The organism is Deinococcus grandis (assembly GCF_001485435.1).
GTDB lineage: Bacteria > Deinococcota > Deinococci > Deinococcales > Deinococcaceae > Deinococcus > Deinococcus grandis.
Window position 1 is genome coordinate 238,111 of record NZ_BCMS01000002.1, and the last position, 14,352, is coordinate 252,462.

The following is a 14,352-nucleotide window of genomic DNA, read 5'->3' on the forward strand; positions in this document are numbered from 1 at the left end:
CCTGACCCGCGCCCACCGGGCTTCCCGCTCCGGTGGGGCGGGGTCAGGTGGGCAGATGCTCGTCCGGGTCGAACAGCTGCCAGCCGGACCGTCCGGCGCGTTTCACGACGTACATGGCCAAGTCGGCCGCGCGGTGCAGGTCCGCGCCGCGCAGCCGCTCGGTCGTGGCGACGCCCACGCTGGCGCTCACGTGCGCGTGCACCCGCCCGAGCACGACGGGCTGGCCGATCACCTGCACGACCCGCCGGGCCAGCGCGCAGGCGTCCTCGGTGCTCAGGTCCGGGTGGGACACCCCGAACTCGTCCCCGCCCAGCCGCGCGATCAGGGAGCCCGGCGGGGCCTCGCGGCGCAGGCGCGCGGCGATCTCGCGCAGCAGGTCATCCCCGACGTGATGCCCGTGAGTGTCGTTCACCGCCTTGAAGTGATCCACGTCGATCAGCAGCGCGGCGGCGCGCGGCCCACGCTGCTCCTGCGCGGCCCGCTGGAAGGCGCGGCGGTTGCTCAGGCCCGTCAGGTCATCCTGGAACGCCTGCGCGGTCAGCTGCTCGCGCAGCGTGATCGACTCGCTGACGTCGCTGAACGACACGACGACGCCGCTGCGGTCCTCCAGCGGCGTCGCGTTGATCGACAGCCACCGCCGCTGCCCGTCCCTGCGGGTGCGCGACAGGATCACCCGCCGCACGGGACGGCCGGTGCGCAGCGCCGTCACCGCCGGGTACTGCTCGAACGGCACCGGTTCGCCCCGTTCGTTCTGCAGCGCCCACACCGGGTCGTGCAGGGGCTGCAGCGACTGACCGGGCGGCAGATCCAGCAGGTCCTGCGCGGCGCGGTTCGCGGCGATCAGGCGCCCGGCCGCGTCGATCATGACCACGCCCTCGTCCAGCGCGGACACGATCGAGCGGGCCTGCGCCTCGCTGCGGTCCAGTGCGTCGCGCAGCTGCGCGCTGTGCACGATGGGCGCCAGGTGCGCCTGCAGCCAGCGCAGATGCTCGAGACTGGTGGCGTCCACCAGCCCGGCCGGCACGTCGAGTAGCGCGGCCGCGATCACCCGCTCCTGGTACTGCAGCGGCACGAGCAGCGCGCCGCGCGGCGGCTGTCCGGTGGGCGCGCCGGTCTCGCCGGGGGGGTGCAGCCAGCCCGGTCGGGCGCTGAGCGCCGTGACCTGCGGGTCGTCCAGGTGCGCGTCCAGCTGGGCGTGCAGGTGACCGGTCGCGCCGGACGTGGCCAGCGTGCGCGGCGCGCCGCCGCCGCTCGGCAGGCCCACGAGCAGCCCGCCGGTCGCGCCGGTCACGCGGGTCAGTTCGTCCAGCACCGCCGCGAAGGTGGGCCGCGCCGGGCCGCCCTGCACCGCCAGCGTCAGGAACCGCTCCGACGGGCGGTCCCACTCGGCGGCCCAGACCTCCTCGGTGACGTCCTGAATGGAGCCCGCCCAGCCCTGCCCGGCGCCGCGTTCCTCGGGGACGGGCAGCGCGACGGCCACCACGTGGCGGTACTGCCCGTCGATGCGGCGCATCCGGCCGCGCAGTTCGAACGGATCGCTGCCCTGGACGCCGCGGGCGATGTCCGCCTCCAGCCGGGGGCGGTCGTCGGGGTGGATCACGGCCATGAAGCCCCGGCCCACGTACTCCGCGTACGTCTGGCCGGTCAGGGCCTGCCAGTTGGGGCTCTCGCCCTGAATCTCGAAGTTCCGGTCGAGTTCCCACAGGGCGGCGTGCGTGGATTCCAGCAGCGTGCGGTAGCGCAGCTGCGAGCGGCTGACGTCGTCGAAGTGGGCCGCGCGGGCCAGGGCGGCGGCGCAGGCGTCCAGCGCCGCGTGCGTGGGCGGGGGCAGATCCTCGGCGCGGTGCAGCACCAGCGCGCCCAGCGGCCGCTGGGGGCTGCGCAGCGGCAGGATCAGGACGTCACGCGTGCCGGGCGGCAGCGGGTCGGGCCACCCGCCGGGCGCGTGGGTGCGCGCCGCGCCGCCGCGGAACGCCTGCGCCACCGGATGGGGATCCTGGACGGGCAGCGTGCCGAGCAGGTCCGGGCTGCCCGGTCCGGCCTGCAGGAGCCGCAGGGTGGCCCCGACCGGATCGAACAGCGCCAGCTGCGCGGCCAGGGCCTGCCACTGCGGGTGCGTGAGGATCACCTGCGCGACCTCGTCGATGTGCTGCGCGCCGTTGAGCGCCTCGGGCAGGGTGCGCGGTTCGCTGGGCGACGGTCGCGGCGGCCCCTGGAGTTCCAGGCCGTCGGGCCGCAGGTGAACCTGTAGGCCCCGGCAGGTTCCCTGGCAGGCGGGGGCGTGCGGGGCGCCGCTGCCGAGCAGGTGACGCAGGGCGCAGTCGGTGGGCAGCAGGTCCTGCAGCGCGGGCGGCTCGTGATCGGCGTGGTCGGGCAGGTCCAGCCAGCGGCGCGCCGCCTCGTTGGCGTACAGCACCCGTCCGGACCGGCTCACGGTCAGGTACCCGTCGAACATCAGTTCTGGCGCGCAACGGTCGGTGGGCATGGGGCTCCTGAGGGTCCAGTCTATGCCCTGCGCGGCCGGGTGCGCTCGCCCCGGCGGGTGGGTGCGCGGGGCGGGCGTGGGGGTGGGGACGTGCTTGAATACGGCGCATGAGGCTCCGCCGGACCGCGCTGCTCGTGACGCTGCTGCTGGGCGGCTGCGCGCGTGATCTCGCAGGCGGGCCGCAGGTGGGTTCCCTGAACACCGGGGCGGGCCTGCTGCGCTGGCTGCCGGATCAGGGTGGGCCGCGTAACCTGGAACCCTCGACGCGCGAGGCGCTCACGGACAGCCTGCTGCGCGGCGAGCGGGAAGTGGCGTTCGCGCTGCGCAGCGGGCAGCGGGAGGGCCTGCGGGACCTCTTCACGGAGGCCGCCCTGGAGGACGCGCGGGCAGTGGCCGCCTCGGGCGCGGCGCCGCACAGCTGGGGGCACCGCGTCACGCTGCGGTTCTACGCGCCGGACGGCGCCACGGTCAGCCTCACGGATCAGTACTGGTACGTCATCCCGGATCCCGAGTCGGCCGGGGCCCTGCGCGCCGCGCGCCGCACGCAGGACGTGGTCGCGCAGCTCGACGACGGCAACTGGCGCACCCATCACTGGCGGGTGCTGCGCGACGAACCCATGCCCGCCCCGGACCCGCCCGGGCCCGCGCCCCTGACGCGGGGCGTGCGGCTGGGCCCACCGGACCTGGACCGGCCGGAGCTGGACCGGCCGGAGCTGAACTGGACCGGGCGCCGCGCGGACGACTGGCAGCGGGACCTGCGCGCCGTGCGGGACCTGGGTCTGGACACCCTGATCCTGCCGCTGGACCTGCGCCCGGGCGCGCCGGAATCGTCCCGGACGGCGCCGGCACTCGCCGAGGCGGGACGCGCGGCGCTCGCGCAGGGCGCCGGGCTGCTGCTGGAGGTGCAGGTGGACAGCCTCTCGCCCCGCGCGCTGCGGGCCCTGCACGGCGCACTGGGCGCCGGTGAGCGGCCGGACGCACTGGTGGGCGTGCTGCTGCGCCCCGAGGTCCGGCCGGACGCGGCGGCCGTGACACTGTGGCGGCAGACCCTGCAGGCGCGGTTCGGGCCGCTGCCGCTGGGCACCGCGCAGGCGGAGCCGACGGCGGATTTCACGGCGGGGAGTGCCGTGACCTTCCGGGAGAACCGCTGGCCGCTGGGGCTGCTGCACGACCCGCGCCGCGTGTGGCAGCTGCGCGCCTTCGTCCGCGCTCACCCGCAGGGCAGCGTGCAGGTCGGGCGGCTGTACGGGCCCGGGGGGTTCCTGACGCCCGACGGGTCGTTCACGCCGCTGGCCCGCGCCCTGACCCGCCCACAGTCCCTGGACCGCCCGCAGTCGCCCGGACCGCTGGCGTTCGTGTGGGGCTGGGCGCTGGACCTGTGGCCGCTGCTCGCCTGCGCGGCGCTGCTGGGCGCGTGGTGGGCGACGCGTGGCCGCCGGGAGCAGCGCCGTCAGCACCAGGGCCGTCAGCAGCAGGGTCGCCTGGCGGGCAGCGGGCGTCCGCGCCAGTCTGGACGGCGCCGCCCCCCTCGCTCCTGATCGGCGCGCCGGGGGGCGGGGGGGTCACCTCAGCGCAGGACCTGCTCGATGCGGTCCAGGGCCCAGTCGAGGTCCTCGCGGCTGGTGACGAGTGGCGGCGCGAGGCGCATGGTCGTCTCGTGCGTTTCCTTGCAGAGCACGCCCAGGTCACGCAGCGCCTCGCAGAACGGGCGGGCGGGGCCGCGCAGGTCCACGCCGATCAGCAGGCCCCGCCCGCGGATCTCGCGCACGTAGGGGCTGTTCATGGCTTCCAGGCGCGCCCGGACGTACGCGCCGAGTTCCCGGGCGCGCGCGGGCAGGTCCTCGTCCTCGATGACCTGCAGGCTGGCCTGCGCCACGGCGGCCGCCAGGGGGTTCCCGCCGAAGGTGCTGCCGTGATCGCCGGGGCGGAACAGGTCCATCACCTCGCGGCTGGAGAGCACGGCGCTGACCGGGTACACGCCGCCGCCGAGCGCCTTGCCGAGGATCGCCACGTCGGGCTTGACGCCTTCGTGGTCGCAGGCGAGCCAGTGGCCGGTGCGGCCCAGGCCGGTCTGGATCTCGTCGGCGATCATCAGGACGCCGCGCCGGTCGCACAGCTCGCGCAGGGCGCGCAGGAAGCCCTCGGGGGGCGTGACGACCCCGGCCTCGCCCTGGATGGGTTCGAACAGCACCCCGGCGGTGTGCGGCGTGATGGCCGCCTCGATGGCCGCCACGTCACCGTAGGGGACGCTGACGAAGCCGGGCGTGAACGGCCCGAACCCGTCTCGGTACTGCGCCTCGCTGCTGAACGACACCAGGGTGGTGGTGCGGCCGTGGAAGTTGCCGTCCATGACGATCAGTTCCGCGCGGTTCTCGGGCACGCCGCGCGTGCGGTACGCCCATTTGCGGGCCAGCTTGATCGCGGTTTCCACGGCCTCGGCGCCGGTGTTCATGGGGATGACGGCCTCGAAGCCCAGGACGCGCGTGACGGTCTCGTAGAAGTCCGCGAGGCGGTCGTTGCGGAACGCGCGGGAGGTCAGCGTGACCTGCTGGGCCTGCTCGGTCAGCGCGCCGATGATGCGCGGGTGGCAGTGGCCCTGGTTCACGGCGCTGTACGCCGAGAGGCCGTCGAGGTACCGGCGGCCCTGCGTGTCCCACACCCACGCGCCCTGCGCGCGGTGGATGACGACGTCGAGCGGTTTGTAGTTCTGCGCCCCGAGACGGTCCTCGCGGCGGATCAGGTCGGCGGGTGCCGGGGTGGCAGTGGGCAGTTCAGTCAGGGTCATGGGGCTCCGTGGGGGCCGCAGCGGGCCGGGGAGAGGGGCGTGCGCCTGCGGTGGGCAGGCCGGGGGATGGTGTCACTGTAGAGGTCAGACTGGCTGAAGACCAGGTCCAGAAACGGCCTGAAATGACCAGCCAGAATGACGGTCGCGGCGGGGGGGCGTCCGGTTCGTGAAGGCCGCGTGCAGCGGCGCCCACATGACGCTCCGGGGCGCCCACCGCTACCATGAGGGTCATGTGATGCCGCCGCGGAAGCTCCTCGACCCGCGCATGGCGGAGGGCAGCGGCCTGACGCAACTGGGCCTGCGGCGCGAGCAGGTGCTGGGCCGCAGCATGGAGGACGTCCTGGGCGGCACCCTGAACCTGAGTGAACTGCGCGCGGACCTGGAGGATGGGCAGGAACGGCGGCAGGAGGTAACCCTGGCGGGGCGGGTGTACGACACGCAGCGGGTGCGGCTCCCGCGCGGGAGCCGCACGCTGGGCGTCGCGTTCGACGTGACGGACCTGTGACCGGGCTGGGGAACCGCCGGGCCTTCGAGTCGGACCTGCGTGAGGCGCTGGCGCGCGGGCCGCTGACGCTGGTGGCGCTGGACGTGGACGGCCTGAAGGAGGTGAACGACATGCTGGGGCACGCGCGCGGGGATGACCTGCTGCGGGGGGTGGCGCGGGTGCTGGCGGGGGGCGTGCCCCCAGGGGACGGCGCGTACCGGGTGGGGGGGGATGAGTTCTGCCTGCTGCTGCGCGGCGCGCCCGGGCAGATCCCGGATCTGGACGCGGCGTTCGCGGCGCTGGCCGGGGAGGGCTTCGGACCGGCGGGGGCGAGTGCCGGGTGGGCCAGCGCGCCGCAGGACGGGCAGGCTCCGGAGGTGCTGTGGCAGCTGGCGGATGAACGGATGTACCGGGAGAAGGCGCGGCGCCGTCCGGGGCGCTGACCGTGGTGTGCCGGTGTGTTGAGGTGTCCTGGCTGACTCGAGCGGCCTCGCCGCCCTGCGGCGCAGAGCGAGGGGCCGTTCATACCCGGTGGTCGGGCGTGGCGTGGAGGGGTGTGCCGTTCGCGCCGGGGTGAAACTGGACTCGGCTGTGAGGTCGCGACCGGCCCCAGTTTCTTCAGGAGTGAGTCTAAAAGAATCCTGTGACATGAGTTTGGTCTTTGGATTTCCTTCATCGTTTGCGCTCATCTGGACGGATCAGGGAGGAACGGCCGTTCCGGCGTGAAGGGCCGGTCAGCTTCAGCTCATGAACAGCGCTTCCATGGCATCCGGCCCCTCCGACGCCCGGAGCGGGCGCCCTGCTGCCTGTGGAATACTTCGCATTGCGGCGTGCCGGAGGGATCAGTCACGCTTCTCAGAAAACTGCTAGAAAGGGTATTTTTCACGCCCCCAGCCGAATTTTCCACAAGCTGAACGGCAGGTCATCAGTAGCCTGCAGGCCATGAAAGCCGCCCCCCTGAGCAAAGCCGCCCCCCTGAGCGCCGCCCTGACTGTCGCCGTCCTCCTCGCCGCCTGCGGACAGACCCCCTCCGCCCCCACCCGGACTGCCCCCACCCAGACCGGCGCCCCCGCCACCACCGCCATCGAGGCCGAACGCGGTCAGCTGGACACCGAGCAGCTCCAGGGCCAGACCGCCATCGACCCCCGCACCGGCAGCGGCGTGCTGATCAACGACGCCAGCGCCAGCGGCGGTCAGGCCGTGAAACTCAGCGCCACCGGCAGCGCCGTGCGCTTCCCGATGCCCAGCGGCACCAGCAGCAGCTACGCCGTCACCGTCCGCGCCCGCGGCGTCACCGCCGGCGGCGTCGCTCCCAGCGTGTCCCTGCGCGTCAACGGCACCGAGAAGGCCCGCGCGACCCTGACGGGCAGCAGCTACGCCAGCGTGTCCCTCGGCACCCAGACCCTCCGGGCGGGCGACACCGTGCGGATCGTCATGCTCAACGGCGACAGCACGGGCACGCGCGCCGCCACCATCGACTACCTGGATATCCAGAGCGCTGCGGCTGTCCCGGCTCCAGCGCCCACCGAACCGACCCCGGCCCCCGCCCCTGCCCCCGCTCCAACTCCTACGCCGACCCCCACGCCCACCACCGGCATCAAACTGCCCCCCACCGGGCTGATGAGCTGGGACTGGCAGATCGGCGCGAGCAGCGACAGCGCCGTCAGCGTTCCCGCAGGCGCGAAACTCATCGACCTGGACGGGTTCAACACCAGCGCCGCCAAGGTCGCGGAACTCAAGAGCAAGGGATACTACACCGTCTGCTACATCAACGCCGGCAGCTGGGAATCCTACCGCCCCGACGCCTCCAAGTACCCCGACTACCTGAAGATCCAGCAGGACCCCGACTGGGCCGGCGAGTACTTCCTGGACGTCACCGACGTGTTCAAGAGCGGCTCGGCCCTCGCGCCGATCCTGCAGGCCCGCTTCAAGATGTGCAAGGACAAGGGCTTCGACGCACTGGAACCCGACAACCTCCAGAACGACGAGAACGTCAGCGGCGGCCGCGTCACCACGCAGCAGCAGATCGACTTCAACGGCTGGATCGCCGACCAGGCCCACGCCGCCGGACTGGCCGTGTTCCAGAAGAACGGCCCCGACAAGATCCTCCTGAAGGACCGCACCGGCAAGATGATGGTCGAGAAGTTCGACGGCATCCTGAACGAGGAATGCCAGCAGTACAGCGAGTGCGGCCCCCTGGCCGAGTACACCAGGCGCGGCAAGCTCGCCCTGAACGTCGAATACAGCACGGCCCTGAGCTGCGCGACGTACACCTCGCTGGGCGTCAGCGCCATGAAACGCGACCTGGGTCTCGTCAGCCCCGGCATGAGCGGCTACCAGCGCCAGAGCTGCAACTGATACGGACTCCGGTTGAAATGTTTGCAAAAACTTTCAACCCGAGCGGAGCGAGAAGGAGAAAGTAGGGTTCCGGGCGTGGAGCTGGCAATCCGGTGAAGTTCCGGATTGTCAGCGAAACAGACGGAATCCGTATGACCTGTAAGAAGGCCGCCCGCCCCAGCATCCTGGGAGCGGGCGGCCTTCTCGCGCAGGGTTTACTCACCGCCGAGGAACGCGTAGCGGGCGAGCAGCAGCGCCGCCACGCCGTACAGGATCGGACTGACCTGCCGCGCGCGCCCCGCGAGGACTTTCACGGCGCAGTAGCTGATCACGCCGAAGCTGACGCCGTTGGCGATGCTGAACGTCAGCGGCATGGCGATGATCGTCAGGAACGCCGGGAGGCTCTCGCTCAGGTCGTCCCAGTCGATGTGCCGCACGCCGTCCATCATCAGGGCGCCCACCAGGATCAGCGCGGGGGCGGTGGCGGCCGCCGGGATCGCCGCCGCGAGCGGCCACAGGAACATGCTCAGCAGGAACAGCACGCCGACCGTCACGGCGGTCAGGCCGGTGCGGCCGCCCTCGCCGATGCCGCTGGCACTCTCGACGTACGCGGTCGTGGTGCTCGTGCCCATGAACGCCCCGAACATCGCCGCGAGGCCGTCCATGGCAAACGTCCGCCGCGCGCGGGGCATGTCGCCCTTCTCGTCCAGGTAGCCGCTCTTCTGCGCCAGGCCGGTCAGGGTGCCGGTCGCGTCGAAGAAGTCCACGAAGAAGAACGTGAACACCACGCTCAGCAGGCCCAGGCCCAGCGCCCCGGCGAGGTCCAGCTGCCCGACCAGACTGCCGGGCCACACCGGCGCGTCGATGATGCCCAGCACCCGCCCGTCGAAACCGGGGAAGGCCCGCAGGGCGCCGTCCGGGCCGCCCGCGAACACCGGCAGCTGCAACGCGACCGCGCTGAGGCTGGTGAGCAGGATGCCCCACAGGACCGCGCCCTTGACCTGACGGACCATCAGGGCCGCCGTGACGAGCAACCCCGCGACCGTCAGCAGCGCGCCCCGCGAGGTCAGCGAGCCCAGCCCGACGATGGTGGCGGGGTTCGTGACCACGATGCCCGCGCTGCGCAGGCCCAGGAAGGCCAGGAACGCGCCGATCCCGCCGGTGACCGCGAACTTCAATCCCAGCGGAATGGCCCGCACGATCGCCTGCCGCGCGCCCAGCACGCTGAGCAGCACGAACAGCGCGCCCGAGATGAACACGGCGCCCAGCGCCGTCTGCCACGGCACGCCCATGCCCTGCACGACCGTGAACGCGAAGAAGGCGTTCAGGCCCATGCCGGGCGCCTGCGCGAACGGGTACCGGGCCACGAGGCCCATGGCGAGCGACCCGAACGCCGCCGCGAGCGCCGTGGTCATCAGCAGCTGCACGAACGCGTTCGGGACGGGAATCGCGCCGGACAGCAGCTGCGGATTCACGAACAGGATGTAACTCATGGTCAGGAACGTGGTCACGCCGGCACGGACCTCCTGCGCGACGCTGCTGCCGTGCGCGCTCAGGCCGAAGTACCGGTCGATGAAGGACCGGTCGGTGGGGGGTGGGGTCGTCTGCGTCAAGGTGGGGTCGCCTCCTGTGGGGTCCGCCGGGCTGCGGCGGAAAAACACCATTAGATCATCCGCGGGTGTAAGGGCGCGCCCGGCTGTCTCCCGCGTGGGTGACACCTCGCTCACGCGCAGCGGACCGGGCAGGCCCACGCCGGGGGTGTGGGGAAATCTGCGGCGCGTGCGGCGCCGCGCGGGTCATACTGAACGGGTGTTCAGGACGCCAGACACACGCCCATGACCGATCCGACGCTGTCTCAGGACGCTGCCCACGCTGTCGCGCTGGGCATCCTGACGCACTTCCAGCGGCAGGCCGATCAGGGACTGATCGTGCTCGACGAGCGGCTGCACGTCGCGGACGTCACCGAGAGCCTCGAGGCGAGACTGGACCCGGCGGCCGAGGTGCGCGGCCAGCCGCTGCTGCACCTGATCCACCCGGACGATCAGGCGGCCGTGCCGGACGATCTGCTCGTGCGGCTGCATTCCGGGCAGGACGCGCACGCCGAGGTGCGCCTGAACACCCGCGGCGTGGCGGTGTGGTGCGAACTGGACTTCCTGCCGGTCACGCCGCCCCAGCCGGGCATGTGGGCGCTGGCGATCGTGCGGGACATCACGCCCCGCAAGACTGCCGAGCAGCACGCCCGGACCCTGGAGGCCCGCCGGGACGCGCTGATGGACGTGGCGATGGACGCCATCGTCAGTATCGACCGGCACGGGCGGGTGGTCGCGTGGAATCCGGCGGCGACCACTATGTTCGGCTACACGCTCAAGGAGGTGCTGGGGCAGCAGCTGTCGGCGCTGATCATCCGCCCGGCGGACCGGGACGCGCACCAGCGCGGCATGGCCCGCCACCAGCAGACCGGCGAGACGCGCGTGGCGGGGCGGCGCGTGCAGGTCACGGCGCTGCACAAGAGCGGCCACACCCTGCAGGTCGAGCTGATGATGAAGCCCGTGCAGATCGACGGGCAGCAGTACTACACCGCGTTCATCCACGACCTGACCGATCAGCTCGAGGCGCAGCGGCGGCTGCGGGAACAGGCGCTGCACCTGAACATGATGCAGGAGCAGCTCCCGACGCTGTCCTGGACGACCGACCCGGACCTGAACGTCCGCATGGTCAGCGGGCAGACCCTGCAGCGCCTGCGGCTCGATCCGCGCGCGCTGGTGGGGCGTCACGTGACCGCCCTGCTCGGCGGGGGCCGCGAGGAGGACATCGTCGGCGCGCACCTGAGCGCCCTGGCCGGTCAGCGCGGCCGGTACATGCAGCGGGTGCAGGAGCGGGTGTTCGAGATTCACGTGTCGCCGCTGCACGACACGTTCGACCGCGTGGTCGGCACGGTCGCACTGGCGCACGACGTGACCGACGGGCACCGCGAGCAGCTGCTGGAGGCCGCGCGGGCGCAGGTACTGCGGTCCATCGCGGTGGGCGCGCCGCTGCCGGACACGCTGCGCCTGCTGGCCGGACTGCTCACGCAGCTGCCGGGCGTGATCGCCGCGCAGCTCCTGACGGTGCACGCCGGGCGGCTGCGGACCGAGGCGAGCGTGGGCCTGCCCGGGGACCTGCTGGTGCACTTCACGGGCGACGTGGACCCGCAGGCCCTGCATCCCGCCTGGGCGGAGGCGCTGGCCGGGCAGGACGCGAGTGTCGCCACGCTGGAACACCCCAGCGCGTGGACGCCGTGGCGCGTGGCCCTGGCGGGCTGCGGCCTGCGCGCCTGCTGGCTGTTCCGCGTCGCGGACCGTCAGGGAGAAACGCAGGGGCTGGTCGCGCTGTACCGCGCGCTGCCGGACGCGCCGTCCGGACGCCTGGGCGACACGGTCACGCAGGCGGGGCAGCTGATGACGGTCGCGCTGGAGCAGGATCACCACCTGCAGACCATCCTCACCACCCGTGAGGAGACCCTGCGGACGCTGGGGGTCGCGCTGGAATTCCGGGATGACGAGACCGAGGGCCACACCGACCGCGTGGTGCGCCTGAGCCTGGAACTCGCGCGGCGCCTGGGCCTGAGCGAGGCGCAGCAGGACGACCTGCGCCGCGGGGCGTACCTGCATGACCTGGGCAAGATCGCCATTCCGGATCAGATCCTGCTCAAGCCCGGCCCGCTCAGCGCGGACGAGTGGGCCGTCATGCGGCAGCATCCGGTCACCGGGTACGAGATGCTCCGCCACACCCCGGCGTTGGGTCAGGCGTGCCTGGAGGTCGTGCTGCACCACCACGAGCACTGGAACGGCGGCGGCTACCCGCACGGCCTGAAGGGCGAGGCGATTCCGCTGCTGGCGCGAGTGTTCGCGGTGGTGGACGCCTTCGACGCCCTGACGAGCGCCCGGCCGTACAAGCAGCCCTGGCCGGAGGACCGCGCGCTGGAGGAACTGCGCGTCATGGCGGGCCGCGTCCTGGACCCCACCCTGGTCGAGGTGTTCGTGGCGCTTCGGGCGGAGGGACCGCCACCGGAGTCGGCCACCGACCTGCTCGCTCCCGCGCCGCCGCAGGCCGCGTCCGACGGGCCGACCGGAGCGGATGAGCCTGCCGGGCCGCGCAGCTGACCCTCACGTCACCTGAAGGTTCCCTGGGTGTCCGCTGAAGTTCCGCTCTATGACCCCTGAACGCCGCTGTCATCAGCCTCCGGGCACCGCCGGGCACACTGGGGGCATGACCCTGATCCTCGCCCTGTCCGCCATCGCGCTCCCCCTGGTCGTCCTGCCGGTCCTGTACCCCAACCGCGACCAGAGCGCCGAATGATCCTCTCCTCAGCGCGTCAGCGGGGCACCTGAAGTCAAGGGTGCCCCGCTCGCGTTGGGGTGGGTTGGGTGGGGGCGGTGAAGGTCAGCGGGTCAGGGCGTAGGGAATCACGTGGGGCCGCCCGGTGTCCGGGTCGGGCAGCAGGTGGGCCTTGAGGCCGAACACGTCGCGCAGCAGGTCGTGGGTCAGCACGTCCCCGGCCGGGCCGTGTGCGTACACGGCGCCGCCACTCATGGCGATCAGGCGGTCGCTGTAGCGCACGGCCTGGTTCAGGTCGTGCAGGACCATCACGACCGTCTTGCCCTGCTCGCGGTTCAGGCGCTGCGCGAGGTGCAGGACCTCCAGCTGGTGCGACGGGTCGAGGTACGTGGTGGGTTCGTCCAGCAGCAGGATGTCGGTCTGCTGCGCGAGGCTCATGGCGATCCAGGCCCGCTGCCGCTGCCCGCCGCTGAGCGCCTCCAGCGGGCGGGCGGCGAACACGCGCATGCCGGTCTGGTCGAGCGCCCACTGCACGGCCTCACGGTCCTCGGCGCGCCGGACGGGAAAGCGGCCCTGGTGGGGGTGGCGCCCGAACCGCACGAGGTCCTCCACGCTCAGCCCCTCGGGGGCCGTGGGGCCCTGCGGGAGGATGGCGAGGCGCCGGGCGATCTCGCGGCTGGGCAGGGCGTGCAGCGCCTGACCGTACAGTTCGATGTGCCCCGCCCCGCTGGGCAGCAGCCGCGCCAGCGCGCGCAGCAGGGTGCTCTTGCCGCAGCCGTTCGGCCCGATGATCGAGGTGACCTGCCCGCCCGCCACCGCGAGGTCGAGGCCGGGGATGATCACGTTCTGGCCGTAGGCGAGTGTCAGCGCGTGGGTGCTCAGCGGCTCCGGGGTGCGGGTGGCCGGATTGGGGGTGGCCCGTTCGGGATTGGTGGGGGTCATGCGGACTTCCTCAGCAGGTACAGGAAATAGGGGGCGCCGACCAGGGTGGTGAAGATCCCGGCAGGCACCTCCAGGGGGGGCAGCAGCGCGCGGCCCAGCGTGTCGGCGGCCAGCACGAGCAGCGCGCCCAGCAGCATACTGACCGGCAGCGTGCGGGCGTGCCGGGCGCCGACGAGCAGCCGCGCGAGGTGCGGGGCGAGCAGGCCCACGAAACCCAGGATGCCCGCGCCCGTCACGGCCGCGCCCGCCAGCGCCACGCCGACCGCCAGGGCCAGCAGGCGCGCCGGGTTCACGCGCGTGCCGAGCGCGGTGGCGACGTCCTCCCCGAGGTTCAGGACGTCCAGCGTGCGGCTCAGGAGCAGCGCGCCGGGCAGCAGGACCAGTGCCCAGGGCAGCACGCGCGTCAGGCGGGTCACGTCCGCGCCGTAGACCGTGCCGGTCAGGAAGCTCAGGGCGCTGCCCAGGCCGTCCGGGGCGCGCACGAGTACGAGCTGCTGCGCGGCGCCCAGCGCGGACGCGACCGCCACGCCGATCAGCGCGAGCCGCACCGGGTGCAGCGCCCCGCCCCGCTCCCGCGCGAGCAGCAGCACCAGCCCGAAGCCGCCCCATGCGCCCGCCAGCGCCGCCCAGGGCAACCCCCCGGCGGGCGCGGCGGGCCACGCGAGGAGGAACACCGTGGCGGCCAGTCCCGCCCCGGCGCCCACGCCGATCAGGTCCGGTGAGGCCAGCGGGTTGCGGATCACGCCCTGCATGATCGTGCCGCTCGCGGCGAACATCGCGCCGCACAGCAGCGCCACCCCGATCCGCGGGGCGCGCAGGTCCAGCACGAGCTGCCGGGTCAGGGCGTCCCCACCGCCGGTCAGGGCGGCCAGCACGTCCCGCGCGGGCGTCGGCACCGCGCCCAGGCCCAGCGCCAGCACCGCCAGGGCCGCGCACAGGGCCAGCAGGGCCGCGCCGACGAGCAGCGCGCGGCGGGCAGTGAAGCGGGCGGGGGCGCTCAGG

Annotated in this window: 10 protein-coding genes; 5 read left to right on the forward strand and 5 right to left on the reverse strand. The window is 73.0% G+C overall.

Annotated elements, in window-relative coordinates; all coding sequences use genetic code 11:
• Positions 1 to 43 precede the first annotated feature (43 nt).
• Entirely contained in the window at positions 44 to 2,485 is a 2,442-nt protein-coding gene (locus DEIGR_RS16535) for a sensor domain-containing protein (RefSeq protein ID WP_058979151.1), read from the reverse strand.
• Positions 2,486 to 2,592: 107 nt separating this feature from the next.
• Between DEIGR_RS16535 and DEIGR_RS16540 the strand changes: the two genes are divergently transcribed.
• Positions 2,593 to 4,023: a hypothetical protein gene (locus tag DEIGR_RS16540; protein WP_058979153.1), complete on the forward strand. Its 1,431-nt coding sequence runs from the start codon at positions 2,593 to 2,595 to the stop codon at positions 4,021 to 4,023.
• Between the two features lie 29 nt (positions 4,024 to 4,052).
• Here DEIGR_RS16540 and rocD read toward each other — a convergent pair whose 3' ends face one another.
• Positions 4,053 to 5,270, reverse strand: coding sequence for an ornithine--oxo-acid transaminase (gene rocD / locus DEIGR_RS16545; protein WP_058979155.1), 1,218 nt, complete (start codon positions 5,268 to 5,270; stop codon positions 4,053 to 4,055).
• Positions 5,271 to 5,505: 235 nt separating this feature from the next.
• On the opposite strand from rocD, the gene DEIGR_RS16550 reads away from it, so the two are divergent.
• The 3 genes from DEIGR_RS16550 to DEIGR_RS16560 all read left to right on the forward strand — a co-directional run bounded on the left by DEIGR_RS16550 (position 5,506) and on the right by DEIGR_RS16560 (position 8,112).
• On the forward strand, positions 5,506 to 5,775 hold the full coding sequence (locus tag DEIGR_RS16550; protein WP_058979157.1) for a hypothetical protein: 270 nt from the start codon (positions 5,506 to 5,508) through the stop codon (positions 5,773 to 5,775).
• Entirely contained in the window at positions 5,772 to 6,197 is a 426-nt protein-coding gene (locus tag DEIGR_RS16555; RefSeq protein ID WP_058979159.1) for a GGDEF domain-containing protein, read from the forward strand. The genes DEIGR_RS16550 and DEIGR_RS16555 overlap by 4 nt, the downstream gene beginning before the upstream one ends.
• Before the next feature lie 499 nt (positions 6,198 to 6,696).
• The gene (locus DEIGR_RS16560; protein ID WP_058979161.1) at positions 6,697 to 8,112 is read left to right on the forward strand and encodes an endo alpha-1,4 polygalactosaminidase; all 1,416 of its coding nucleotides are present in this window, start codon (positions 6,697 to 6,699) and stop codon (positions 8,110 to 8,112) included.
• A gap of 194 nt (positions 8,113 to 8,306) precedes the next feature.
• Here the strand turns inward: DEIGR_RS16560 and DEIGR_RS16565 are convergent, their stop codons facing one another.
• The gene (locus DEIGR_RS16565) at positions 8,307 to 9,704 is read right to left on the reverse strand and encodes an NCS2 family permease (protein ID WP_058979370.1); all 1,398 of its coding nucleotides are present in this window, start codon (positions 9,702 to 9,704) and stop codon (positions 8,307 to 8,309) included.
• A gap of 222 nt (positions 9,705 to 9,926) precedes the next feature.
• On the opposite strand from DEIGR_RS16565, the gene DEIGR_RS16570 reads away from it, so the two are divergent.
• The gene (locus DEIGR_RS16570; RefSeq protein ID WP_058979163.1) at positions 9,927 to 12,233 is read left to right on the forward strand and encodes an HD domain-containing phosphohydrolase; all 2,307 of its coding nucleotides are present in this window, start codon (positions 9,927 to 9,929) and stop codon (positions 12,231 to 12,233) included.
• Positions 12,234 to 12,513: 280 nt separating this feature from the next.
• On the opposite strand, the gene DEIGR_RS16575 is transcribed toward DEIGR_RS16570, so the two are convergent.
• Positions 12,514 to 13,350, reverse strand: coding sequence for an ABC transporter ATP-binding protein (locus DEIGR_RS16575; RefSeq protein ID WP_058979165.1), 837 nt, complete (start codon positions 13,348 to 13,350; stop codon positions 12,514 to 12,516).
• On the reverse strand, positions 13,347 to 14,351 hold the full coding sequence (locus DEIGR_RS16580; RefSeq protein ID WP_058979371.1) for a FecCD family ABC transporter permease: 1,005 nt from the start codon (positions 14,349 to 14,351) through the stop codon (positions 13,347 to 13,349). Before DEIGR_RS16580 ends, DEIGR_RS16575 begins: the two co-directional genes overlap by 4 nt.
• Position 14,352: the final 1 nt, after the last annotated feature.